At 36.2% G+C, this 24,112-nt stretch carries 30 protein-coding genes, 1 tRNA gene, 2 pseudogenes and 1 other annotated feature; of the genes and pseudogenes, 27 read left to right on the forward strand and 6 right to left on the reverse strand.

What is annotated here, in order from left to right; all coding sequences use genetic code 11:
* The first annotated feature begins 5 nt into the window (after positions 1-5).
* From IGK72_RS03915 to IGK72_RS03925, 3 genes are read left to right on the forward strand one after another with little or no spacing between them, the layout of a single operon-like run.
* Positions 6-968, forward strand: a complete 963-nt coding sequence (locus tag IGK72_RS03915; RefSeq protein WP_002396471.1) for a helix-turn-helix domain-containing protein — start codon at positions 6-8, stop codon at positions 966-968.
* Complete coding sequence (locus IGK72_RS03920) at positions 949-1,248, forward strand: hypothetical protein (protein WP_002358867.1); 300 nt, start codon at positions 949-951, stop codon at positions 1,246-1,248. Before IGK72_RS03915 ends, IGK72_RS03920 begins: the two co-directional genes overlap by 20 nt.
* Positions 1,241-1,555: a nucleotide pyrophosphohydrolase gene (locus IGK72_RS03925; protein WP_002370682.1), complete on the forward strand. Its 315-nt coding sequence runs from the start codon at positions 1,241-1,243 to the stop codon at positions 1,553-1,555. The genes IGK72_RS03920 and IGK72_RS03925 overlap by 8 nt, the downstream gene beginning before the upstream one ends.
* Before the next feature lie 154 nt (positions 1,556-1,709).
* On the opposite strand, the pseudogene IGK72_RS03930 reads toward IGK72_RS03925, so the two are convergent.
* Positions 1,710-2,391, reverse strand: a pseudogene (locus IGK72_RS03930) (peptide ABC transporter permease).
* A 37-nt stretch (positions 2,392-2,428) separates the two neighbouring features.
* A complete protein-coding gene (locus IGK72_RS03935) occupies positions 2,429-3,061 on the reverse strand; it encodes an ATP-binding cassette domain-containing protein (RefSeq protein WP_002370680.1) in 633 nt (210 codons plus the stop codon).
* A 525-nt stretch (positions 3,062-3,586) separates the two neighbouring features.
* Between IGK72_RS03935 and IGK72_RS03940 the strand changes: the two are divergent.
* The 3 genes and pseudogenes from IGK72_RS03940 to IGK72_RS03950 form a co-directional block, all read left to right on the forward strand.
* Positions 3,587-3,787, forward strand: a pseudogene (locus tag IGK72_RS03940) (MerR family transcriptional regulator); the annotation flags it as partial.
* Between the two features lie 144 nt (positions 3,788-3,931).
* Positions 3,932-4,363 carry a VOC family protein gene (locus IGK72_RS03945; protein WP_023895395.1) on the forward strand — a complete coding sequence of 144 codons (432 nt, stop codon included), beginning with the start codon at positions 3,932-3,934 and terminating at the stop codon, positions 4,361-4,363.
* A gap of 242 nt (positions 4,364-4,605) precedes the next feature.
* A complete protein-coding gene (locus tag IGK72_RS03950; protein WP_031324396.1) occupies positions 4,606-6,498 on the forward strand; it encodes a TPM domain-containing protein in 1,893 nt (630 codons plus the stop codon).
* A gap of 87 nt (positions 6,499-6,585) precedes the next feature.
* Here IGK72_RS03950 and IGK72_RS03955 read toward each other — a convergent pair.
* Positions 6,586-6,659, reverse strand: a tRNA-Arg gene (locus tag IGK72_RS03955).
* Positions 6,660-6,831: 172 nt separating this feature from the next.
* Positions 6,832-6,907: a sequence feature (ribosomal protein L21 leader region), on the forward strand.
* A 19-nt stretch (positions 6,908-6,926) separates the two neighbouring features.
* On the opposite strand from IGK72_RS03955, the gene rplU reads away from it, so the two are divergent.
* The 4 genes from rplU (at position 6,927) to psiE (ending at position 8,564) form a co-directional block, all read left to right on the forward strand.
* Entirely contained in the window at positions 6,927-7,235 is a 309-nt protein-coding gene (gene rplU, locus IGK72_RS03960; RefSeq protein ID WP_002355866.1) for a 50S ribosomal protein L21, read from the forward strand.
* A 32-nt stretch (positions 7,236-7,267) separates the two neighbouring features.
* On the forward strand, positions 7,268-7,612 hold the full coding sequence (locus IGK72_RS03965) for a ribosomal-processing cysteine protease Prp (RefSeq protein ID WP_002355867.1): 345 nt from the start codon (positions 7,268-7,270) through the stop codon (positions 7,610-7,612).
* Positions 7,613-7,624: 12 nt separating this feature from the next.
* Complete coding sequence (gene rpmA, locus IGK72_RS03970; RefSeq protein ID WP_002355868.1) at positions 7,625-7,912, forward strand: 50S ribosomal protein L27; 288 nt, start codon at positions 7,625-7,627, stop codon at positions 7,910-7,912.
* A 199-nt stretch (positions 7,913-8,111) separates the two neighbouring features.
* Entirely contained in the window at positions 8,112-8,564 is a 453-nt protein-coding gene (gene psiE, locus IGK72_RS03975; protein ID WP_002355869.1) for a phosphate-starvation-inducible protein PsiE, read from the forward strand.
* Positions 8,565-8,634: 70 nt separating this feature from the next.
* Here psiE and IGK72_RS03980 read toward each other — a convergent pair whose 3' ends face one another.
* Positions 8,635-9,450, reverse strand: coding sequence for a metallophosphoesterase (locus IGK72_RS03980; protein WP_002388900.1), 816 nt, complete (start codon positions 9,448-9,450; stop codon positions 8,635-8,637).
* A 171-nt stretch (positions 9,451-9,621) separates the two neighbouring features.
* Here IGK72_RS03980 and IGK72_RS03985 point away from each other — a divergent pair, with 171 nt between their 5' ends.
* The 14 genes from IGK72_RS03985 to recN all read left to right on the forward strand — a co-directional run bounded on the left by IGK72_RS03985 (position 9,622) and on the right by recN (position 20,548).
* A complete protein-coding gene (locus IGK72_RS03985) occupies positions 9,622-10,686 on the forward strand; it encodes a M24 family metallopeptidase (protein WP_031324397.1) in 1,065 nt (354 codons plus the stop codon).
* A 13-nt stretch (positions 10,687-10,699) separates the two neighbouring features.
* Positions 10,700-11,020: a MazG nucleotide pyrophosphohydrolase domain-containing protein gene (locus tag IGK72_RS03990; protein ID WP_002355872.1), complete on the forward strand. Its 321-nt coding sequence runs from the start codon at positions 10,700-10,702 to the stop codon at positions 11,018-11,020.
* Positions 11,021-11,353: 333 nt separating this feature from the next.
* Positions 11,354-11,785 carry an Asp23/Gls24 family envelope stress response protein gene (locus IGK72_RS03995; protein ID WP_002355874.1) on the forward strand — a complete coding sequence of 144 codons (432 nt, stop codon included), beginning with the start codon at positions 11,354-11,356 and terminating at the stop codon, positions 11,783-11,785.
* Positions 11,778-12,230 (forward strand): transcription antitermination factor NusB, encoded by a 453-nt coding sequence (gene nusB, locus IGK72_RS04000; RefSeq protein WP_002355875.1) that lies wholly within the window; start codon positions 11,778-11,780, stop codon positions 12,228-12,230. The genes IGK72_RS03995 and nusB overlap by 8 nt, the downstream gene beginning before the upstream one ends.
* A 103-nt stretch (positions 12,231-12,333) precedes the next feature.
* Positions 12,334-13,179 carry a bifunctional methylenetetrahydrofolate dehydrogenase/methenyltetrahydrofolate cyclohydrolase gene (locus IGK72_RS04005; RefSeq protein WP_002403785.1) on the forward strand — a complete coding sequence of 282 codons (846 nt, stop codon included), beginning with the start codon at positions 12,334-12,336 and terminating at the stop codon, positions 13,177-13,179.
* Positions 13,180-13,188: 9 nt separating this feature from the next.
* Complete coding sequence (gene xseA, locus IGK72_RS04010; RefSeq protein WP_002355877.1) at positions 13,189-14,535, forward strand: exodeoxyribonuclease VII large subunit; 1,347 nt, start codon at positions 13,189-13,191, stop codon at positions 14,533-14,535.
* 1 nt (position 14,536) lies between these two features.
* On the forward strand, positions 14,537-14,767 hold the full coding sequence (locus IGK72_RS04015; protein ID WP_002355878.1) for an exodeoxyribonuclease VII small subunit: 231 nt from the start codon (positions 14,537-14,539) through the stop codon (positions 14,765-14,767).
* Positions 14,767-15,648, forward strand: a complete 882-nt coding sequence (locus tag IGK72_RS04020) for a polyprenyl synthetase family protein (protein ID WP_002355879.1) — start codon at positions 14,767-14,769, stop codon at positions 15,646-15,648. Before IGK72_RS04015 ends, IGK72_RS04020 begins: the two co-directional genes overlap by 1 nt.
* 13 nt (positions 15,649-15,661) lie before the next feature.
* Positions 15,662-16,477 carry a TlyA family RNA methyltransferase gene (locus IGK72_RS04025; protein ID WP_002378128.1) on the forward strand — a complete coding sequence of 272 codons (816 nt, stop codon included), beginning with the start codon at positions 15,662-15,664 and terminating at the stop codon, positions 16,475-16,477.
* Positions 16,478-16,853: 376 nt separating this feature from the next.
* Positions 16,854-17,411 carry a matrixin family metalloprotease gene (locus IGK72_RS04030; RefSeq protein ID WP_002361405.1) on the forward strand — a complete coding sequence of 186 codons (558 nt, stop codon included), beginning with the start codon at positions 16,854-16,856 and terminating at the stop codon, positions 17,409-17,411.
* 4 nt (positions 17,412-17,415) lie between these two features.
* Entirely contained in the window at positions 17,416-17,901 is a 486-nt protein-coding gene (locus IGK72_RS04035) for a hypothetical protein (RefSeq protein ID WP_242693014.1), read from the forward strand.
* Complete coding sequence (locus IGK72_RS04040; RefSeq protein WP_023895400.1) at positions 17,902-18,276, forward strand: hypothetical protein; 375 nt, start codon at positions 17,902-17,904, stop codon at positions 18,274-18,276. It begins immediately after the preceding gene.
* 131 nt (positions 18,277-18,407) lie between these two features.
* Complete coding sequence (locus IGK72_RS04045; RefSeq protein WP_002358881.1) at positions 18,408-18,857, forward strand: arginine repressor; 450 nt, start codon at positions 18,408-18,410, stop codon at positions 18,855-18,857.
* Between the two features lie 17 nt (positions 18,858-18,874).
* Positions 18,875-20,548 carry a DNA repair protein RecN gene (gene recN, locus IGK72_RS04050; RefSeq protein WP_010822634.1) on the forward strand — a complete coding sequence of 558 codons (1,674 nt, stop codon included), beginning with the start codon at positions 18,875-18,877 and terminating at the stop codon, positions 20,546-20,548.
* Positions 20,549-20,639: 91 nt separating this feature from the next.
* Here recN and IGK72_RS04055 read toward each other — a convergent pair whose 3' ends face one another.
* Positions 20,640-20,750: a DUF4044 domain-containing protein gene (locus IGK72_RS04055; RefSeq protein ID WP_002383399.1), complete on the reverse strand. Its 111-nt coding sequence runs from the start codon at positions 20,748-20,750 to the stop codon at positions 20,640-20,642.
* A gap of 67 nt (positions 20,751-20,817) precedes the next feature.
* The gene (locus tag IGK72_RS04060; protein ID WP_002387038.1) at positions 20,818-21,783 is read right to left on the reverse strand and encodes a magnesium transporter CorA family protein; all 966 of its coding nucleotides are present in this window, start codon (positions 21,781-21,783) and stop codon (positions 20,818-20,820) included.
* Positions 21,784-22,027: 244 nt separating this feature from the next.
* Between IGK72_RS04060 and IGK72_RS04065 the strand changes: the two genes are divergently transcribed.
* The 3 genes from IGK72_RS04065 to rsmH all read left to right on the forward strand — a co-directional run bounded on the left by IGK72_RS04065 (position 22,028) and on the right by rsmH (position 24,110).
* Complete coding sequence (locus IGK72_RS04065; protein ID WP_002383401.1) at positions 22,028-22,420, forward strand: DUF3397 domain-containing protein; 393 nt, start codon at positions 22,028-22,030, stop codon at positions 22,418-22,420.
* Between the two features lie 233 nt (positions 22,421-22,653).
* Entirely contained in the window at positions 22,654-23,139 is a 486-nt protein-coding gene (gene mraZ / locus IGK72_RS04070) for a division/cell wall cluster transcriptional repressor MraZ (protein ID WP_002383402.1), read from the forward strand.
* A gap of 14 nt (positions 23,140-23,153) precedes the next feature.
* Complete coding sequence (gene rsmH / locus IGK72_RS04075) at positions 23,154-24,110, forward strand: 16S rRNA (cytosine(1402)-N(4))-methyltransferase RsmH (RefSeq protein ID WP_002355891.1); 957 nt, start codon at positions 23,154-23,156, stop codon at positions 24,108-24,110.
* The last annotated feature ends 2 nt before the right edge of the window (positions 24,111-24,112 follow it).

Raw genomic sequence — 24,112 nt, forward strand, 5'->3', positions numbered from 1 at the left:
ATTAATTGGCAAGCAAAGAAGAGCAATATGCAGCATTTTATCAGTTTTTAGAGACCTTAGATTGTTATTTAACCACTACCAATGCTCTTGAGAATGAAGTAGCGCAATTTAAGGGAAATCCGCATCGAGAAATTGCGGGCTTTATGTTGGCATCTTCGGAAACAATTGACGTTCCGAAAGGATTTATTCGGATGCTCTATTGTTTAGAGCAAGATGGCAATGCTTATTTGGATCAACAAAGGTGTTCGTTTTCGGCTGGCCAAGTCATGATTGTCAATGAGGCAACCTCGGTTAGCTATCAGGGGCAAGGAATGTCTATGATTATATTTTATTTTAAAAAGCACTATTTTCTTGATACGCTCTTAAATCAGCTGGCGGAAGAGCCAGTCATGTATCGTTTTTTTACAGAAATTGCTAGCAGTGAATTTGAAAACATTCCTCGATATTTCGTTTTTGCCAGCCAGCCAAATTCGGATGTTCACGTCTATTCGCTATTATTACTGAAACAAATTGTGAAAATGGCCTATTTTAATAATAAAGTGACCAAAGCGGCCTTTGTTTTGCTAGTGGTGGAACTAGGTCAACTGCCTAGAGAAGCTTTAAAGATGCAAGATAATTATTTGTCGAATCATCAACGTGTTGAGGTGATTTTAGCGTATATTGAGCAACAGATTGCGCATGTCACTTTAGCAGAAGTCGCCGCTAAATTTCATTTTCATCCGAATTACTTATCGAATTTTTTAAAAGAAAAAACAAACAAAACGTTTACGGAAATTGTCTTAGCCTACCGAATCCAATTGGCGAAAAACTACTTGAAGCAAACAGATTTATCGATTCAAACAATTGTTGAACGAATCGGCTATCAAGACAAAGCCTTTTTTTATAAACGTTTTAAAGAAGAAATGGGCATGACCCCAAAACAATATCGACAGAAAGAGGGAATGGCAGATGTACGAAGAAGTCTTTGAAGAATTTCAGTTAACTGTAGTAGAATTACCAATCGAATTCGTTGATGATTTGCCTGTCTATCGCGGACACTTAAAAGAATTAACGTTTCTTTCAGCGGAAGCCTCTTCACGAAAAAAACTTTACCAACAGCTTTTACAGGCTTATTTGTTGTATAGAGAAGAGAATCAAGCAGTTGTTGAAGAGGAAGAAATAACCTCCTCATTATTGTCTACAGAACAGTTATTAAAATACTATGATGGTGAAACGTTCGATGGGTTTCAGTTGCCATCAAATGAATAAGAAAGCAGGGGAACAAATGGATACAATGGCAAAAATTAATCAATTTCGTGATGAAAGAAATTGGCGCCCCCACCATAATGAAAAAGATTTGGCGCTCTCAATTTGTTTAGAAGCAGCAGAATTGTTAGAACTTTTTCAATGGAAAACAGCAGAAGAAGGCATCAAACAAGAAGAACGAATCAAAGAAGAATTGGCTGATGTTCTCATTTACTCCTACATGATGGCTGATAATTTAGGGTTTGATTTGGACGAAATTATCGAAGAAAAGTTGAAGAAAAATGCGTTGAAATATCCAGTGCCACACTAAGAAGCTTGTATTTTGATTACACGCCCCAAAGTTTAGAAAAATATCAGTTTGGGGCGTATCAAAATTGATACTTTTTTAGTTTCAACTAGTTGTATTTGATTTAATCTATTGTCTCGAATAAGTAGATGAATCCTATCTGCGAAGTGGGTGTCGTTTATACTCCTAGTCTTAGCCAACGTTTATTATTTACCCTTGCAATAGCCAGCGCGATGACTGTTAGAACTATAATATACAAGATAATCAATAAATTGTGGTCAAAACTAATTGAGTTTTCTGAGCCTTCTAAAAAATTCTGGACGTTTAGATATAATTCGTTTGAAGCATCAAATATTGCAAAAAAACGTAAAAATCCACCAATTGCAACAAAAAGTACTGTTGTAATCCAATAGAGTATGCTAAAACCGATAGATAAAAGAACGTTAGCAGATAAAAAACTGATCAACGCAACAATTAAAATATACTGAATTGAAATCATCGATAATAAAAAAAAACATTTGCAGAATTACAGAAAAATCCATAAAAATAAAGGAAACGATAAATAACAGAACTAGAATACTGCCTAGGGTCTCTACCGTAAGTGTCAAAACTTTTTTTATATAAAAAGTAAGGCTATTGGTATTCATCATACGATAAAATAAAATTGTTTTTCCTGAGTACTCTTTATTAATAAAGAAAGAGACTAGAAACGAAAACATTAGAAAGCCAAATTGTGTAAATACAGTATATGTACTAAATAAGTATTCTCGGTAACTTAACCTAGTTACTTTATCGATGCCAATAGGTAGAATCCATCCCATTGCAAAGATTGCAACGATAATTGCAATTAAAATAATCATTATTTTGTTGGAAATCGTTTTTTTTAATTCCAAAATTTCACCCCTCAATATACTTCTGAATAACTTCAGTTTGATTAGTAAAACGAATCATTTTGAAATCTTCAATTAAGTAATAGTTGCCTTTTAAATTTTTTAAATCTGATAAATTGTGTGTGATGTTTAGAATAATTTTTTTAGGATGATTTTTTATATATGCAAGTAGAAATAGATAGATTTCATTAATTGTCTGTTTATCTAAGGCGTTGGTAATTTCATCTAATACAATAATTGATTTATCTTCCAGAAAAAAAGAAAGTAATTTTAGTTTTTGTTTTTGTCCATCACTTAATTGTCCAATTAAGGAAGTTTTAGAAATATTTGTAGCGTGCAAAGAATGAGCCAAGTGTGCGACTGAATCTAAACCAAATCTTTTCTCTAGAAGAATAAATAATTCGCAGACTTTTAAATCGTTAGGGACATTAGAAAAGCTTGAAATAATCGTAACATTTTTACTTATTTCAGAAGGGATTAAACCACTTCGGTTTAACAATAAATCCTTAGCAAATTGTGATTTCCCTACACCGTTTTTCCCTAAGATATGATTAATCACCCCTTTTCTAAATGAAACTTTTGTATGTTCTAAAAGTAATTTATTATTTATTTTCAATGTGTAATCATTTAGTTCTAACAACTAGTTCTAACAACTTAGTCACCTCACACAAACCAACTAATGACTGTTTCAATGACCAATAACAAACTAATTGCTTGTATTAGCTTTACAATCAAGTGTTTTTTTCTTTTATTTTCTAATTCATCTACACTGAATAACGTGATTAAAACTTTATAACCATCAGAGTTTAACACAGGAACTAGATTCCATATAAACGCATATGAAAAAAATGAATGAACTGTCGAGTACGAGTATTTTATTTTTCAAAAATAAGAGATTGATGACCTGAATAAAGTTAATGGTTAGATGATTTCATTTTGGTTGCCTTTTAGTAAAATAAAGATTATAAAATTCTAATTTTAAGAAGGTATACTAATCGTATCAACTGTTTTGGTAAATGTAAAGGAGATTTTTAGAAAATAACAAGAGAAAGATCACGGGAATATTCAAATAAAATAGAAATGTATGAATAGAAACTTTTTCATTGACTTTCACATGGTGTCAAGGTTTATGATAAGAATATCAATTGAATGAAAAGGAGACTCTATGTATCAAATTGGGCAATTTGCCAAGTTAATGGATATTTCCCCACGGATGCTGCGTCATTATGAAAAAGCAGGAATTTTTGTTCCAAATGAAATTGATAAAAAAACAGGATATCGCTATTATAGCGCACATCAAATTCCTTTATTGAAACAAATTTTACTGTTAAGAGATTCAGGGTTTAAAGTTGAAGAGATGGCGGAAACTTTGAGAAAACTTAAGGATGCTTCTTTTTTGGAAACTATTTTGTTAAGAAAACGAGATCAATCGCGACATTTAATTCAAATGGAGGAGCAAAAGATTAAAAAAATTAATCAACAGTTAGTAGCTTTGAAGGAGGAAAAACAAATGATTAAAGGGACAGAAATCGATTTTATTGTTAGTGATAGCCTTAAGGCGCTTGCCTTATATAAAAAGGTGTTTGAAATAGAGGTAGTAGAAGCAACTGAGTACCCTGTCGGAATGAATGAAGCGGTTTTTCAACTTTATGGCACGAGGTTTCACATGTTAGATGCCAATGAAGAATATGGTTTAAAATCACCAACCCAAGAACATCCCAATACTATCTGGTTTAATATAACAGTAGAAAATATTGAAGAGACACATCAACTGGCAATGGAAAACGGTTGTCAAGAAGTACAGCCTATTACTGAAATGATGGAAGGAGCGCTCAAAAATTCATTGTTTGTTGATCCGTATGGGTACATGTGGATGCTCCACCAAATTTATCAAGAGTTGAGTTTTGATGAGCGGATTGAGATTTTGGAAAACGAGCTGTAAAAATCACTATTCTTGTGTTTGTTTAACTAGTTATCTGAAAAGAACGTAACGCTTATCAACTAAGCGTTACGTTCTTTTTTTTGCGTGTTAACAGAAGTTTAGTTAAAAAGATAAAGATTTGAACGTCTATATTCGGTATACTAACTATTAAGAAAATAAATTTTTAATACAAAAAAATTTATTTAGCTCTGTGGAAAATCAGAGCTAGAACATTCGGTAGGAGTGGAAGGGAGAAAAAATCAGTGTATGGGAAAAATAAAGTAGGGATAGAATTACAAATGAGCGTGGGGGAGTATCGAAAAATAAAAGTAAAAAGTATTGTAATGAAGAATTTAGTTTATCTAGCTGTTCTTTTAATAGGGATCTATTTGGGAATGAGTTTCTTAAAACGATTTGAAAGGACTTATTCAGCTCCAACAGACGATGTCGTAGTAAAAATTAATCAAAATCATCTTTTTGTTTCAGATAATGCACAAATTTTGAACGAAGAAGTCATTAATAATGTACAAAAAATTAATCAAGAACTTAGTAAGACGGAAACGAAACCACAACTAATGGTTATCACAGTTGAGCAAGTTCCTGAAAATGAAACGATTGAAAGTTTTACTAATCAAATAGGTAATAAATTAGGTATCGGAAATAAACTTTATAATAATGGAGTGATTTACTTAGTATCTGTGAAAGACAGGCAAGCAAGACTTGAAGTAGGCTATGGGCTTGAAGAGATAATCCCAGATAGTTTAACCGATGAAATAACAGATAGTACCGTGAAAGATTTTTATAAATTAAAGGATTTTAATGCAGGAATACATATTGTCACCACTCGAATTAAGGAACTACTTACTACTGATACTATGTCTAAAACGACCTCGCTACCTAAGGTTAGTTTTTTGCAGAAAATTTGGTTATATTTATTAGGAATAGGAAGGTCGTTAAAGCCTTGGCTAATTATAGTTTTTATTATTGTTATGTTGTATTTTTTATGGGAATTACGTAATGCGGGGAAAGAACTTAGTGCCCGCTTGGCTCTAGTTGACATGGCAAATCGCTATAAGGAAGATGTAGCTATGTTTTATAATGGCGGTATTTCCTCTAAGGCAATTGTTTTAGGAGAACAATCGGTTGAATTTAAAGCTGCCAAGGCGCGTTTGGAGAAAAATATTTTATATCCTGAAAATTCGAAAAAAGAGATAATAATTCCCGCATACTATGATATGGATTTTGCATTTGGCGAGGTGACACCAAAGAAATTTATTTATAATTATGTTGCACAGTGGAAAGATTTAAGAAGCTCTTCTATGTGTGCTTGTTTTTGGAAGGTGAATCAACCATGGATCTATTTACCGCGTTTTTGGATAGGTGAAGTGTATTGGGAAAAAGTTCCAGAAACGAAATTGCCTGCGTGTCGGATTAGTGGAATTAATGATAACTTAATACCTGCTTATCTAAAAATTATTTTGTTTCCTCTTTCGATTTTATTAAAACATCCTTTTTTTGTATCGGTGACTCTGATTATTTATGTTCAAGTTAGTTTATCAGAGCAGTCGTTTCCTTCGACAGTTTTCACACTAATCACAGAGATTCTGACATTTTTAGAAGACGAAGACTCTTTAGTACCCATGGTTAGTCTGGTCTATTTTTTGATTCCGGTCTTTTTCTTATTTGGTTATATAAAATCAATAGGTGTTGGCTTACAAAATAGATTGCACCTGGATTCTATGATCCGTAAGTTTTTAAAAGATATCCAGCAAGTAAGTTCAGAAAAATCAAAATCATTAAAACAATTAGCAAACGATTTAGACAACCAGCAATATAAAATTGAAAAAAAATTATTGCGGAAAAAAATTAGAGAAAAAAAGATTACCAACAAAAAAGCTTCAAAATCCTTCTATCCGATAAGATTTATTAAGACTACGTATCCTGAATACTATGATATGCGTTTTGCTTATGGAAATGTGTCTATTGCTAAATTTCTAGCAAGTTCACGTTCTGACAGGCAACTAAAAAAGACCAGTATGTATGCGAATCGTCATGATTGGGGGGTTACAAGCAACGAGGGTTCTTCTGATGATGGCTCCGGTGACAGTTTCGGAGGTGGGAGTTTTGGCGGAGGTGGAGGTACTTCAAGTTGGTAGAAAGTTAAACTAGGTTAGGATGAACTTGGGATAACAAAAGCGCCTCTTAGAAACAAGGGTTTCTAAGAGGCGCTTTTGTTATCGTTACGTCACAGGAGGGATTCGAACCCCCGACCGTCCGCTTAGAAGGCGGATGCTCTATCCTGCTGAGCTACTATGACAATAGTTGTAACACAACAAAGCTAATTATAATGGAAGTAGTGTTAGAAAGTCAATCGGAAATTTAAATAACAGAAGAAGTTTTTTTGGAGAGAGAAAGTGAAGAAAATATAGAGTTTATATTGACGAGGTTTTCTGGTTCTGTTATTATAGTTAGTGTTGTAATTGTGGTCTCCACAGCTACAACCGCACAGAACAAGTTTTTAAGCATGAGTAATCATCACTTGGGATGGCGAGTCTAAGTCTAGAAGAAGGAGGTGCTGTATAGCATGTACGCAATTATCAAAACTGGTGGTAAACAAGTGAAAGTTGAAGTAGGTCAAGCAATCTACGTTGAAAAATTAAACGTTGAGGCTGGCGAGAAAGTTGTTTTTGACGAAGTTATCTTAGTAGGTGGCGAATCTACAAAAGTTGGTGCGCCAACTGTTGCAGGCGCAACTGTTGAAGGAACTGTTGAAAAACACGGCAAACAAAAGAAAGTCGTGACTTTCCAATACAAACCTAAAAAACACTCTCACCGTAAACAAGGTCACCGTCAACCGTATACAAAAGTTATGATCGAAGCAATCAACGCTTAATCTCTCTTGTTGACAGGAAAGAAGGCCTATCAATGATTAAAGGTTCTTTTAAACGAACAGGCTCCGGCCGAATCGTTTCATTCGAATTAACCGGGCATGCTGAAGCAGGTCCTTATGGCAGCGATGTGGTTTGCGCGGCAGTTTCTGCCTTAGCAATTAGCACAGTCAATGGGATTGATGCCTTAGCAGGTTTTGAACCGATTGTGGAAGTTGATGATGTAGAAGGTGGCTACCTTTATGTCGAGATGTTAACAACTGTCAATCAGGAACAAAAAAATATTGCCCAAATTCTATTAGAAAATCTTTTATTAGGTTTACAATCAATAGAGAACGAAAATACTGAATTTATTCAAATAAAAACAATCACTGAGAAATAGGAGGTGCAGACTATGTTATTGACTATGAATTTACAATTATTTGCCCATAAAAAAGGTGGCGGTTCTACATCAAACGGCCGTGACTCTGAATCTAAACGATTAGGCGCTAAAAGTGCTGATGGCCAAACAGTTACAGGTGGTTCAATTTTATACCGTCAACGCGGAACTAAAATTTATCCAGGTGTGAACGTTGGAATCGGTGGCGACGATACGTTATTTGCAAAAGTTGACGGTGTGGTACGTTTCGAACGTAAAGGCCGCGACAAAAAACAAGTATCAGTTTATCCAGTAGCTAACTAATACGATTAAAAAGCTGAATCTCCGGATTCAGCTTTTTTTGTCTTGCATAAAGGGTTAGCCGGAAAATAAAGAAACATCTCAAAATAAAAAAAATCTCACATTGGGTTTAACTGCTTGTCTGACAAGGTTAATTGATGATATATTTAATGTAATAACAAGCATGTTATAAAATAATTGAGTCAAAAGAAAGAAGGGTATTATGCAGAAGAATTTTAGTGTAGTAAAGAAGTACGTGAATTTGATTTTGGATATTGTATTAGGGATTTTAGGAGTTTTCTTATTAGTATTTATGGCTAGTTATTTAGTTGACCTCGCTACATATCTCATGAAGCCAATGACGCCGGATAATTTTTCAGTTATCATGCAAGAAATTATTTCATTCTTTATGTTATTTGAGTTTATTATGATGATTCTTCGCTATATTCAAGAAGGACACCATATTCCGATTCGTTATTTGATTTTAATTTGTTTAACCGCAATTTTACGTCAATTAATGGTTGCACATGGCGATGGCTTGCAGACCTTATTGTTATCTTTATCAATTCTTTTACTAGTGGTTGTGCTATTTATTCTCGGGTTAAATGGCAGCAAATTTTATACGCTAGGAAAAGCGAAAGTAGAAGAAGATCACGAGCAAGATTTTCATCATTAATCGAACATAATCAAAGACCGTCCAATGTGAGAATTTTTCTCTAACGTGGGGCGGTCTTTTTAATGCATAGTTAAATAGTTAACTCAATCAGTTCAATTGTTGGTAAGACACCGAAGCGTGCGCTGATTTTAGTGGTTCCGATTCCTGGGTGAACAATTAGCGGCGTTTCATCTTCTAAATGATAAAGCCCATGTGTATATTTTTTGGCAAGCTGATTTTTGTAAGTGAAAAAAGGTAAGCGAATCTGTCCGCCGTGACTATGTCCTGCTAAAATGAGGTCAATGTTTTTGTTGACTGCTGAGTCTGCGACATCTGGCTCATGGGTTAGTAGCAGAGTGGGCGTTCCAGTAGGGCGGTTGACTAAAGCTGCAGCTAAGTCGGTTTGTCCATATAACGAATCTTCTAAACCAGCGACGTACAAGGAGATACGGTGTGAGACAGGCAGTAATTTGCCCGTGTTTTTTAGTACGGTAAAGTCGGCAGCTTCTAAGATTGTTTCGTAAAAATTGGTATCTAACCCGCTATACTCGTGGTTGCCATAAATAGCGAATTTGCCATATGGGGCGTTAATTTTACGGAAAAGTTGACTCACTTCATCCTGAATTTCGATACCGAAACGGGCATAATCATCAAATAAGTCTCCTGTAAAAACGACTATGTCTGGTTGTAATGTATTTGTTTTTTCAACAATCTGTTTTAAGGCCTTCACAGAATAATTCTTTTTTAAATGAATATCAGAGAGTTGAACAATCCGTAAGGTTTTCCCTGATTCTGTTACTTTAATTTGATTTTTGTGTATGACTAAGCAGTTAGGTTCAATAAAAAAACTATAGCTTAAAATGCCGATAATAATGAAAAATAGTGCCAGAAATAAATAAACGGTCATAATTTCCTCCTTGAAGTCGCTAAATTAGTTTACTACAAAAGTGTTAAGCAAAAAATAAGGAAAGGTAAAATTTTCAGTAAACTTTCTCGATGAAGTTTTTTGGTGATTCATGCTTTTCTGAAGTAAATTTGCTATAATGAAAAATGAGAAAAAAGAAAGAAGGTCGAACCAATGATGGCAAGAGTCGAAAAGCTACGGGAATTAATGAAAGAAAATAATTTACAAGGATTTTTAGTGACAAGTCCGTATAATTTACGTTATTTAACCAATTTTACTGGGACAACAGGATTGGCAATGATTACATTAGATAAAGCTTTTTTTGTAACGGATTTTCGTTATACGGAACAAGCTGCGGAACAAGCAACTGGTTTTACTATCGTTAAAAACACAGGACATATTTTTGACGAAGTAGCAGATTTAGCTGAACGTTTGCAATTAGATAATTTAGCTTTTGAAGAAACGCAAGTTAGTTTCGCTGATTATAGCTTATTGGAAGAAATTTTACCATGTGAATTAGTTCCTGTAATGGGTTTGATTGAAGAATTAAGAGAAGTGAAAGATGAAGAAGAAGTAGCGATTATTGAAAAAGCGTGTGCCATCGCGGATCAAGGATTTGCCTTTGTCTTAGAGATGATTAAACCTGGAATGACAGAGATTGAAGTGGCTAATCAATTAGATTTCTTCATGCGTTCAAAAGGAGCCAGTGGTGTTTCTTTTGAGACAATTGTGGCCAGCGGTCTACGTTCAGCGATGCCACATGGCGTTGCTAGCCATAAAGTCATCGAAAAAGGTGAGTTAATCACTTTAGATTTCGGTTGTTATTATGACGGCTATGTTTCTGATATGACGCGGACATTCGCTATTGGTAGTATTCAGCCAAAACTAAAAGAAATTTATGACATTGTTTTAGAAGCACAATTAAAAGTGTTAGCAGAAGCTAAACCTGGGTTGACGGGCATTCAATTAGATGCGATTGCACGGGATCATATTGCTTCCTATGGCTATGGCGATGCGTTTGGTCACAGCACTGGTCATGGCATTGGGTTAGAAATTCATGAAGGACCAAATGTTTCATTCCGAGCAGATAAACAATTTGTACCAGGGAATGTGATTACGGACGAACCTGGAATTTATTTGCCAGGAATTGGTGGCGTGCGTATTGAGGACGATTTATTGATTACTGCTGAAGGTAATCGTGTATTAACGCATGCGCCAAAAGAATTAATCATTTTATAAAGGTTGGGAGAACATGGATATCCAAGAGTATCAGCGGTTTATTAGTGCGTTTTATAAAAAACGTAACTGGTATCAATATGATCCGTTTATTCGTTCCAACTTTTTAACAGAAGAAGTCGGCGAAGTTTGTCGGGCCATTCGGACAATTGAAATTGGCCGTGATCGACCGGATGAAACAGTTTTGGCGGATGAAGAGAATCTGGAAAATTTAACGGAAGAGTTAGGCGATGTGTTGGATAATTTATTTATTTTAGCGGATAAATATGACATCTCTTTAGAAATGATTATGCAAAAGCATCGGACGAAACTAATGGAACGTTATCCTGAAGAATAAAGACGTAAAAATAAGAAAGCCAAAATTACTTGGTCTTTCTTATTTTTTACGTCTAAAGCCTTGAATTAGAAATTTATGACAAGAAATTATCTGTTCTTTTAGTCAGAACTTAGCTTTTCTGGTAGCGAAATAGGCTAATTAATGATAAACTAAGAACGAGTATTGATAAGCAAAATTTGGACGTTCTTTCACAACTAACTGAAGAAACCAGTGTTGTTTTAATTTTTAAGAATCATCCGTTGCTTAAAAGAGAATCCTTAAGAGACTTAGTGATTCATCAAATAAATCGTTTATTTAACGATTTTGTGCGTAATAGATAAGGAGGACAACCAAATGTCAGAAGAAAAAAATCTTGTAATCAATGCAAACGATTCTTTAGGAGAAATCGTGATCGCTCCTGAAGTCATTGAAGTAATTATCGGAATCGCTGCTTCAAAAGTAGAGGGCGTTTATGGGATGCGCGGCACGTTTGCCAATAATGTGAATGAATTATTAGGCCGTGCAGCACACGGCAAAGGTGTATATTTACGAACAGAAGAAGAAGGCTTAAAAGTCGATATCTATTGTTACTTGAACTACGGTGTTTCTGTGCCAAAAGTTGCATTAGAAATGCAAGACCGTGTGAAACAACAAGTCTTATTTATGACAGATATTGATTTAGTTGAAGTGAATATTCATGTTGTAGCGGTAGTACCTGAAAAAATCCCTCAACCAGACTTAAATGAATTATTCCCAGAAGATGAAGATGGAGAAGAGAATGAGTAAAACAGAATTAACCCGTCACGAGATTCGTGAAAAAGCGCTCCAAGCCCTTTTTCCTTTAGATTTTAATGCTGATTTAACCAAACAAGATGCCATTGATTATGCATTGGCTTATGATAATCGGGAAATCGTCAGTGAAGATGGCGAAGACCTAGTCCCTACGTATTTAGATTTACTTGTCGGCGGTGTGTGTAGCCGCAAAGCAGAACTAGACGAAGTGATTACGAACCATTTAGGTAATAACTGGTCTATGCAACGCTTAGCAAAAATAGATATTGTTATTTTACGTTTAGCTATTTTTGAAATGCTATACGTTTCAGATGTGCCAAACATTGTGGCATTAAATGAAGCCGTTGAGTTAAGTAAAAAATACAGCGACGACCGTTCACGTAAATTTGTTAATGGTGTGTTATCAAATGTAATGAAAGAAATTGATTCAGAGGCGTAAGCTCTGAATCTTTTTTTACTATCTAACTGGTGTTAAGATACTGGGTTATATGCTAAAATAAATACTATTAAAGAAGTAAAGAAACAATAGAGGGAGCGAAGGAATGAGTACAGTAATTAACGGTCGTGAATTAGCAGATCAAATGCAAGCAGAGATTCAAAAAGATGTAGAAAAGATGACACAACAAGGCATCCAACCAGGATTAGTTGTTTTATTAGTTGGGGAAAATCCTGCCAGCCAAACGTATGTGAGAAATAAAGAACGTGCAGCAGCCAAAATTGGCATTCTGTCAAAGGTCGAAAAACTGCCAGAAACTATTTCAGAAGAAGAATTATTGGCTGAGATTGACAAATATAATCAAGATTCACGCTTTCATGGCATTCTTGTACAACTACCTTTGCCAAAACATATTGATGAAGAAAAGATTTTATTAGCGATTGATCCCAAAAAAGATGTAGATGGGTTCCATCCAATGAATTTAGGCCGTTTGTTTGTAGGTAAACCGGAAATGATTCCTTGCACGCCGTATGGAATTATGAAGATGTTTGAAGCTTATGATATTGATTTAACAGGTAAACGTGCGGTGATTATTGGTCGAAGCAATATTGTTGGCAAGCCAATGGCACAATTATTGTTAATGAAAAATGCGACCGTGACGATTGCCCATTCTAAAACTGAACATTTAGCAGAAGTTGCAAAAGAAGCGGATATCTTAGTTGTAGCAATTGGACGCGGGCATTTTGTCACCAAAGAGTTCGTGAAACCAGGTGCGGTAGTGATTGATGTGGGTATGAATCGCAATCAAGAAGGAAAACTGATTGGTGATGTAGCATTCGATGAAGTTTCTGAAATTGCAAGCTATATCACGCCGGTTCCCAAAGGTGTTGGCCCAATGACGATTACCATGTTAATGTATCAAACAGTCGAGGCAGCAAAAAAACAAAAGTAAGGTGAAAAAATGACGCAACAGTATTTAACAGTAACAGCCTTAACGAAGTATTTAAAACGTAAATTTGATGCAGACCCTTACTTAGGACGTGTCTATTTAACAGGTGAAATTTCGAACTTTCGCTTCCGAGCGAACGCGCATCAGTACTTCAGTTTAAAAGATGACCATGCGAAGATTTCTGCAATTATGTTTAAATCAGCCTTTCAAAAATTGAAGTTTCAACCAAAAGAAGGCATGAAAGTCATGGTGGTGGGGCGGATTTCGCTTTATGAAAACAGCGGCTCCTATCAAATTTATATTGAACATATGGAACCAGATGGTGTAGGTGCACTTTATCAAGCATTGGCAGAATTAAGAGAAAAACTAGGAAAAGAAGGACTTTTTGAAGGGCCTAAACAACAGTTGCCTCGTTATCCCAAACGAATCGCTGTGGTTACAAGTCCTAGTGGTGCTGTTATTCGGGATATCATTACGACAGTTAAAAGACGGTATCCGATTGCACAACTGGTCCTTTTTCCAACCTTGGTCCAAGGCGAGCAGGCGGCGGATGACATTGTGCGGAACATTCAGCGAGCCGATGCGCAAGGCGATTTTGATACGATGATCATCGGCCGTGGCGGTGGTTCAATCGAGGATTTATGGCCATTTAATGAAGAAAAAGTGGCTCGAGCCATTCATGCTGCCACCACACCGATTATTTCATCGGTTGGTCACGAAACAGATGTGACAATTGCCGATATGGTAGCAGATGTTCGCGCAGCAACGCCAACGGCAGCAGCGGAACTAGCGGTACCAGTTTTAAATGAAGAACTATTAAGAATTAGTGAACGGCGTAGTCGTTTAGAACAAAGCTTTTTATATCTCTTACAACAACGAACAGAACGTTTCCAACGACTACAAAACTCTTATGTGTTTAAGCAACCTGAGCGACTTTATGAAGGTCAAACGATTAAATTAGATCGAATGACGCAACGTCTTTTCCAAGCAATGACAACAATTCATCACCAAAAACAACGTCAAGCCCAAGGAATTATCGCTCAATTGCAACAACAGACACCAAAGGGACAATTAAGAGAAAGTCAGCAACAATTGGCATTTTTACAACGAAACTTGCAAACACAAATGACACAATTGTTCCTAAACAAACAAAAGCAATTCACGTCTGCTGTTCAACAATTAGACTTACTCAGCCCACTCAAAATTATGGGTCGAGGATATAGTTATACTACAAAAGAGGACCGTGTCGTTAAAACTGTTACCGAGTTACAGCCAGCAGATCAATTAACGATTCATTATGCTGACGGTACAGTTCAAGCAAACGTCGAAACAATAACAGCGAAAAAAGAGGAGTTTTAACATGCCAGCAAAAGAAAAAACGTTTGAAGAATCATTAAATGCCTTAGAAGAAATCGTTCAGCGCTTAGAACGAGGAGATGTTCCTTTGGAAGAAGCCTTAGCTGCCTTTCAAGAGGGCATGGCATTAAGTAAACAATGTCAAGATACATTGGAAAAAGCGGAAAAAACTTTAACGAAAATGATGACAGAAAACAATGAAGAAATTGTTTTTGAAGAGAGCGAGGAAGCGTAATGACGAATTTTAGTCAACAGCATTTACCGTTGGTTGAAAAAGTCATGGTCGATTTTATCGCAGAATATACTGAAAATGAGCGTTTGAAAGAAGCAATGCTCTACTCAATACACGCAGGTGGCAAACGATTACGCCCGCTATTAGTGCTAACAACAGTGGCCGCTTTTCAAAAAGAGATGGAAACGCAAGACTATCAAGTGGCTGCCTCTTTAGAGATGATTCATACGTATTCATTAATTCATGATGATTTACCAGCAATGGATGATGATGATTTACGTCGTGGCAAACCAACCAATCACAAAGTGTTTGGTGAAGCGACTGCCATTTTAGCTGGGGACGGCTTATTAACAGGCGCATTTCAGTTACTTTCTTTGAGCCAATTAGGCTTAAGTGAAAAAGTTTTACTGATGCAACAACTGGCAAAGGCAGCGGGGAATCAAGGCATGGTTGCCGGCCAAATGGGTGATATTGAAGGAGAAAAAGTCAGCTTGACTTTAGAAGAGTTAGCGGCTGTTCATGAAAAGAAAACCGGAGCGCTAATTGAATTCGCCTTAATTGCTGGGGGCGTATTAGCCAATCAAACAGAAGAAGTCATTGGTTTACTGACACAGTTTGCGCATCACTATGGCTTGGCTTTTCAAATTCGTGATGACTTATTAGATGCCACAAGTACAGAAGCAGATTTAGGTAAAAAAGTAGGCCGAGATGAAGCGTTGAATAAAAGTACGTATCCAGCTCTTCTAGGGATTGCTGGCGCGAAAGATGCGCTAACACATCAATTAGCAGAAGGCAGCGCTGTTTTAGAAAAAATCAAAGCAAATGTTCCCAACTTTTCAGAAGAACATTTAGCAAACTTGTTAACTCAGTTACAATTGAGATAGAAAGAAGGCACTTATGAAAAAAGAACGCGTCGATGTCTTGGCGTTTAATCAAGGACTATTTGAAACACGAGAAAAAGCCAAACGCAGCGTGATGGCTGGTTTGGTTTACAATGATAAAAATGAACGTTTAGATAAACCAGGGGAAAAAATTTCTGTGGAGACACCCTTACATACTAAGGGCCAAGTAATGCCTTATGTTTCTCGTGGGGGCTTAAAACTAGAGAAGGCACTAAATGTTTTTGCAATCAACGTTCAAGGCAAAACAATGCTAGATATTGGTTCCTCCACAGGTGGTTTTACCGATGTTGCTTTACAAAATGGGGCTCGTTTGAGTTACGCTTTAGATGTTGGCTATAACCAACTAGCATGGAAAATTCGGCAAGATGAACGCGTGGTGGTAATGGAACGTACCAATTTTCGCTATAGTAAACCCGAAGATTTCACCGAAGGGGTGCCGGATATTGCAACGATTGATGTTTCCTTTATTTCATTACGCTTAATTTTACCACCTCTTCATGATATTTTGAAAAAAGGTGGTAGTGTGGTGGCGTTAATTAAGCCACAATTCGAAGCTGGCAAAGAGTTTGTTGGGAAAAAAGGAATCGTGCGTGATCCAGAAACCCATCAAATGGTTGTGGAGGAAATTACACGCTTTGCCATGAATAACGGTTATGATGTGAAAAACTTAGATTTTTCACCAATCACTGGTGGCGAAGGAAACATTGAATTTTTGGCACATTTAGTTTCTGTTGAAGGGAAAGGATCCTATCAAGCGCCAGAATCCATTGAAGAAGTTGTCGCGCATGCGCATCAAAAATTAGCGGAATGATGAGAAAGGCAGCAAATTTTGTAGACTAAGCAATTAAATAAAAAGGGATCTGAGACAGTCATTAGAAGTATAGCTGTCTCAGGTCCTTTTTTTATTTTATAAATGAATTGGTGAGACATTTAATAATGATAAAAAGGAATTTAAATAAAAATAATCGTTGAAATAGACTTATTGGCTCTTGTTTTATTGTGAGAAAATAACATTTTTAAAACTAATATTTTTTAAATAATAATTAAAAAAACATTATCGATATTATTTAATTTAATTTAATTTAATTTTAATTTACTGATGTGTTTTTTTAATGTTAAACTAAGGATAGTTCTGATCAGACAAACTATTTTAGTAAGACCAAGTAATTGAATAGAGAGGTAAAAAAATGAAAAAAATGAAGTTATTAATTTCTGGTTTTTTTGTAGCAATCGTTTTGGGTACTAGTGTTGATACATTTGCAGCCTCTAGGTTTCCTGGCGTATTATCGAGAGGAATTAATGGAATTAGTTATTGGCTAGGACCAACCGCAACATTTGGTAATACCGATACAGCGATTAGAAATTGGATGTATACTCCGTGGGGGAATCCTTTGTATATTTATAAACAAGGAAATAACTATGGGACATCAATTGATTTTTATTCAACAAAGTTAAATCCGGGAATAGGTGGGGTTACAGATTTTTTTGATGGCAGAGATAGGATGATTGCAACTGGGATGCGAGAAGCTCCGCGAATAAACTACTACTATGCTAAAATTAATTATAATACTATGTATTCACGGGCTTCATCGATGAAGAATGGGACTATTGCTAGACATGAAATTGGGCATGCGCTCGGGATTGCACATTCAAATGGCATTATGATACGTTCTGTAAGTACTAATACAAATCTTGCTGTTGATAAAGCGAATAATGATATCTTAGCAAGAATATATGGGTGGTGAAAAAATGAAAAAAAATCCCATAGTATTTTTGGTAGCGCTTTCTTTATTGGCGTGCGCTTTCTTAATGATTAATTTCGTTAAAGAGAACGAGAAGAAACAAGTTGCTGCTGAAAAAATAACAACAACTTCCACTTCATTAAAGAAAAAAGCTTTGAAAAATAGTATTGATTCTTCAGAAAGAAAATATTATTCATATCTTGATGAAATTGACCAAAGTAAAGTTATTAATCAATCCGGTGGATCGCAACGACTGTTAATGTATAATCCTGAAATCCCAAAAGATATCCAATCTTTGTCAACAAATATTGTTATTGGCAAAGTTCTTTCTTTAGATAAAGCAGACGCGCCTGCTAATGATCCTAGTAGTCCCTATAATGGAGAAATTTATCCATGGACATTTGGGAAAATCCAAGTACTAAAAAATATTCAAGGCGAATTAGCATCTACGATTGAATTTGCGCGACCAGGTGGCATTATGGAAGAAGGGTGAATGTTTTTAAATGATGCGAAAGAAAATGTTGATAAATTGAATCGTGGGCGTGCAACAAGACGAATGGCGCCAATTCAGCAAAGTCGTCAGCTTGTTGAAATACTACAGTATGAAGGAGATTTTTATTTAGCAGCTGGTGAGACCTATTTGTTTTATGTTTATTGGGATACGGAATGGAATAAGGGGTTAATAATGGGCTATCAATACGGTTCTTTACGTTTAGAAGACGAGCAGCAACCTGCTGAAGAATTAACCCAAAGGAATCGCCGAGCGATTGGCAAAACGTGGAATGTTGTCAATGAATCAACCAAAGAAACGACTAATTTAACTACCTATTTAAAAGATGAATTAGGAATTGAACTTCCAGCAGAATAGAAGTAGAGAATAACAAAAAGTCAGCGGAGCTTCCCTTGCTTTTTGTTATTCTTTTCTTTGTTTAGTCTTTTAAAATGCATAAAAATAAGCTATGATGAGGGCAAGAGTAAACTGAAAAGGAGAGCGGCGCCATGAGAAAGCAAGATAGACACCGTTTAATTACACGTTTATTGACTGAAAAAAATATTCAAAAGCAAGAAGATTTTGTCAACTACTTACAAGAAAAGGGCGTAGCTGTAACACAAGCAACAATTTCTCGCGACATTAAAGATATGAAACTGATCAAAGTTCCTTCTGCAGAAGGGGGTTATCGATATAGCCTTCCATTAGAAACACAAGCTAATACGAGTGCTAAACTTGCAAAGCTTTTAAAAGATGCCTTTGTAGCTGCAGAACAAATGGAAAAATATGTCGTATTACGAACCATTCCTGGCAATGCGGCGGCATGTGGTAGTTTAATCGAAAAGAATTACCAAGAGAAACTTTTTGCCGTCATCAACGATGATGATAGTGTTCTCATGATTGCACGAACTGAGGAAGCAGCAGAAAAACTTCATAAAGAGCTGTTAAGCTATCTATAAAGAATGAGGTGAACAAGATGTTACAAGAACTTTCCGTGAAAAATTTTGCGATTATCTCTTCGTTACAATTAGAGTTTCAAATGGGTATGACCGTTTTAACGGGAGAAACGGGTGCGGGGAAATCCATCATTATTGATGCAATGGGATTACTCACAGGCGGACGCGGCTCCAGTGACTATATTCGTCAAGGAGCAAATAAATGCACCTTAGAAGGACTTTTTTCAATGCCGAAAAGTCAAGAATTAAAGAAATTATTAGAAGAATTAGGTATTGAAACAGAAGAAGATTCTTTAGTGATTCAACGAGATATTTCCGCTTCTGGTAAAAATGTTTGCCGTGTCAACGGACGGATTGTCAACATTACTAATTTAAAAAGAATTGGGGAATATTTAGTAGATATTCATGGCCAAAACGAACATCAAGAATTGATGCAAAGTGAACGCCATATTGATATGTTAGATGAATTTGGTGGGAAAAAACTTTTAGCAGTCAAAGAAAAATATACACAGGCGTATCAAGAGTATCGCGCACTCGAAGCCAAAGTCAGAAAGCGACAAAAAAATGAAAAAGAATTTGCCCAAAGAATGGACATGCTTCATTTTCAAAGTGATGAAATTGCTAGTGCACAGTTAGTCGCTGGCGAAGAAGAACAATTGTTAGAAGAACGCAATAAACTGAACAATTTTCAAAAGATTGCTGATGCACTGACGATTAGTTATGCCGCGCTAAATGGTGAAGACGATAGTAGTTTGGATAAAATCGGAACAAGTATGAATGAACTCGCTTCGATTGAATCCCTTGATCCAGAATATAAATCATTGTCAGATACTGTTCAAAATGCTTACTACTTACTACAAGAAGCTAGTGGAGATCTTTCTAGGCTGATTGATGGCTTAGAACTAGATGAAGGCCGCTTGAATGAAGTAGAAAATCGTTTGGAATTAATCCGTCAAATGAAACGTAAATATGGCGATTCAATCGAAACGATTTTATCTTACTATGAAGAAATCACCAAAGAGTTAGCAGAGGCTGATTTTTTGGAAGGTGGTACAGGTGACTTAGAAGCGTTGCTTGCAGAGAAACAACAAGCCGCTCATCAACAAGCGTTAGCTTTACGAAAAGAACGAAAGCGCCTAGCCAAAGAGCTCGAACAACAAATTTTAACCGAATTAAAAGAACTATATTTGGAGCGAACTGAATTTGAAGTCCGCTTTACAGAGCTTGAGCATTTACAAGAAAATGGCTTAGACGGAATAGAATTTTATATTACTACTAACCCAGGGGAACCATTAAAACCGTTAGTTCGGGTGGCTTCTGGCGGAGAACTTTCGCGAGTGATGTTGGCTATGAAAACAATCTTTTCTCAAACGCAAGGGATCACTAGTATTGTTTTTGATGAAGTGGATACAGGAGTTAGTGGCCGAGTAGCACAGGCGATTGCCGATAAAATTTATCAAATTTCAGAAAATTCGCAGGTGTTGTGTATCACGCACTTGCCACAAGTGGCGGCCGTTGCCGATGAACATTATTTTATTGAAAAAGAAATCGTGGCGGGGCGGACAGAAACAAGCGTCCGAATTTTATCTGAAAAAGAGCGAGTAAACGAAATTGCGCGTATGCTCGCAGGAAGTGAAATTACGAAATTAACCATTGAACATGCACAAGAGCTGTTGGCGATGGCGAAAAAATAGCCGCTCTATTTGAGCAAGTAAAAAAAACAGCCCCTTCAATTGATAGAAGGGGCTGTTTTTTTACTTTTAATGTGTGAAAAAGTTCTCCAGTTTAAAGACTAAGAATCGCTGTTAAAACAGTTGAACCTACAATTGCGATCAGCATTAGCCAAACCACGACTTTCGTGATTTTTGAAAAGCGACTTTGTTCTTTGTCGTTCATAAATGACACGTCCTTTTTAATTTCTGCTAATAGTGTACAACCTTTTCCTGAAAACAGCAACCTAAAGTTATAAGAGATTCTTTTTCTTTAAAATTCGAATACTAATTACGCAGATTAAGGTAGTGATAGCAAAAATAATCCAAAAGGAATATTCATGCTCTGCAAAAGGGAGTTTCACATTCATGCCGTAAATTCCTCCGATGATGGTCGGAATGGTCAGGACAATTGTTAAGGATGTTAAAATTTTCATGACATTATTTAAGTTATTTGAAACGATTGCTGAAAAAGTATTACTAATGTTATCAACTAATTTTAGTTGTATTTTAGTCGTATTCAGTCCTTGTTCTAGTTCAATCAGAATATCCCTTAAAAATGGCAAATGTTTTTCTGGATGATTAAAAATTTCAGCGCTATATAAACGTTTTAATACTTTTAAATTATCCGTTAAAGCTGCTTCGAAATAAACTAGACTTTTTTGAATGTCCATAATCTGATACAATTGACTATTTTCTGTGGCTACTTGGAGCTCTCCTTCAAGTTTGTTGGTTTGTTGGATAAGTGCTTGTAAGTTTTTATTGAAGGAAAGGGCCATCTTCCATGAAAGGGCTAAAATTAAGGCCTTCTCAATAGAAAGATCTTGATGGGTGAACGCCTCTTTTTGAATCCCATGAACGATGTCGTTAGGCCCGTTGCTAACAGTAATTAGTTTGTTATCGATGGTTGCGATTAAAGCAATCGGCACCGTTTCTACTTGCAGATAGCCACTAGGACTGATACTAGCTTTGGGATAACGAAATAAAAGTAACGTAGGCGTTTGTAATTTTTCGTGGCGGAAGCCTTCTACTCGAGCATTTTCTTCATCATCTAAAACGCCGGTAAGATAATCTGTTGGTAAGTGGTATTGATTGACGAGACGCTCGATTTCTTCTTCTGTAGGAGATTCTACCGAAATCCAACTTAGGGCTTCATCGTCTGGTGAACAAGGTTCAAAATAGTCATTTTTCAATAATAAATAATTAATCAAAAGATTCACCCCGAATCAACATTTTTTGTTCTAAATCCATTATAATAGAAGTATGACACAATACGAGAAGAAAAGCTTATAAAAAACATTCAAAAATAAGTGGCCGCGATAGGTGAGGCCTCGTTTTGAAAATGGTTTGATAAGTAATCCGTTTTTTATATGAAAAAGCAAGCAAAAAGGGCTTTTAGCACATATATTTAAACGAAATGAAACATCTGTGTAACGTTGATGAAGTATAGTTATAGCAGGTGGAATGAAAGGATTTGTTGAGAGAATGGTGTCGTTTTCGGCAATAATGTTATTTTGGTATATTTTTCCGGTAATTGTGCTCTTTGCGTGCAATTTTCTCGTGTCCACTTTTTCCCTAACGGAACGTTGGAAAATAAAAGCACCGGATTTGGCCATTCCGTTTTTATTCATAGGGATCCATGAGTTATCCAAAGATAGTTATGATGAATCGATTATGCCGTATTTTGTGATTTCTATTTTGTTATTAGGAGTCGCTGTTGCCCTGTTTCAAGCTTATTATTATGGAGAGATTTTATATAGACGATATTTCAAGATGTTTTGGCGGTTGACGTTTTTACTAACGTTTGTGTTGTATGTGTTGCTTATCTTGCTAAATATCAGTCATTATCTACTGTAATAAAGCGTGGAGACAATAGGGGAAATACGCTGTGGGAAAATGTCCCCCACAACTCCCCACTCCGTGGGGTTTTTTTGTTATTTGTGGGGTTATTTTATAAAAAACATAGTAAAAACCTTGTTATAATAACATTTTTTGTTGGGTGATGCTTGTTACATAAAACCCTGTAAATATTACAGAAATTTTAAATAACAGTTAAAAAATAGAAGTTTTTAGATTTATAGTGGTAGAAAGTGGTGGGATGTGGTAGACTTGTTCTATCAAGTGGAAAAGCGGGTGTATTGGCTATGCTTATGGGTGAATACCAACATAATATCGATGCCAAAGGCCGCCTAATCGTTCCATCAAAGTTTCGTGAGGAACTTGGTGAAAAATTTGTGGTAACGAGAGGGATGGATGGCTGTTTATTTGGTTATCCTTTAAATGAATGGTCACAACTTGAAGCAAAACTTCAAGAAATGCCCTTAGCTAAGAAAGATGCACGTACCTTTGTACGATTCTTTTATTCCGCTGCAACAGAATGTGAGATTGATAAGCAAGGTCGTATCAATATTCCGGCGAATTTACGAACACATGCCAGTTTAGAAAAAGGCTGTGTTGTTATCGGCGTCTCTAACCGAATTGAAATTTGGAGTGACGAACGTTGGCATGCATTCTCTGATGAAGCTGAAGAAAACTTTGATGAATTAGCAGAAACAATGATTGATTTTGGATTTTAGGAATGAGGCAAATGATGACTGAAGAATTTCGCCATTACACCGTTCTTTTAAAAGAAACAGTGGATGGATTACAAGTGAAGCCGGATGGCGTATACGTAGATTGCACACTCGGTGGTGCCGGACATAGTGAATACTTACTGACACAATTGAATGAGCACGGTCATTTATATGCCTTTGATCAAGACCAAAAAGCGTTGGCACATGCTAAGACTCGTTTGCAGAAATATGTAGACAAAGGTCAAGTGACCTTCATCAAATCAAATTTTAGAAATATTAAAGAAGAATTGGCAGAACACGGGGTGTTCCATGTTGATGGAATTCTATACGATCTAGGTGTTTCGTCACCACAATTAGATGAAGCAGAACGTGGTTTTAGCTATCATCAAGACGCGCCCTTAGATATGCGCATGGATCAAGACGCACCCTTGACGGCTCGCGAAGTGGTGAATACGTATAGCTATAGTGAGTTAGTAAAAATTTTCTTTCGTTATGGGGAAGAGAAATTTTCGAAACAGATTGCTCGAGAAATTGAACGTGTTCGTGAAAAGCAACCAATTGAAACAACAGGTGAACTCGTTGAGATTATTAAGACGGCGATTCCAGCTCCAGCAAGACGCAAAGGTGGACATCCCGCAAAACGAATTTTCCAAGCAATTCGCATTGCCGTTAATGATGAGTTAGGGGCAGTTGAAGAGTCGCTAGAACAAGCAATTGATTTGCTAGCGAAAAATGGCAGAATCAGTGTGATTACGTTCCATTCGTTAGAAGATCGTATCGTTAAAACAATGTTTAAAGAATACAGTACGGTACAAGATTTGCCACCAGGCATTCCAGTGGTACCAGAAGAATTTCAACCAGAATTAAAAGTAATTACCAGAAAACCAATTTTACCAAGTGACAGTGAGTTATCTGAGAATAATCGTTCACGAAGTGCGAAGTTACGCATTGCCGAAAAAATAAAATCTAGATAGAG

Origin of the sequence: Enterococcus sp. DIV0183 (assembly GCF_050541505.1) — a bacterium.
Lineage (GTDB): Bacteria > Bacillota > Bacilli > Lactobacillales > Enterococcaceae > Enterococcus > Enterococcus faecalis.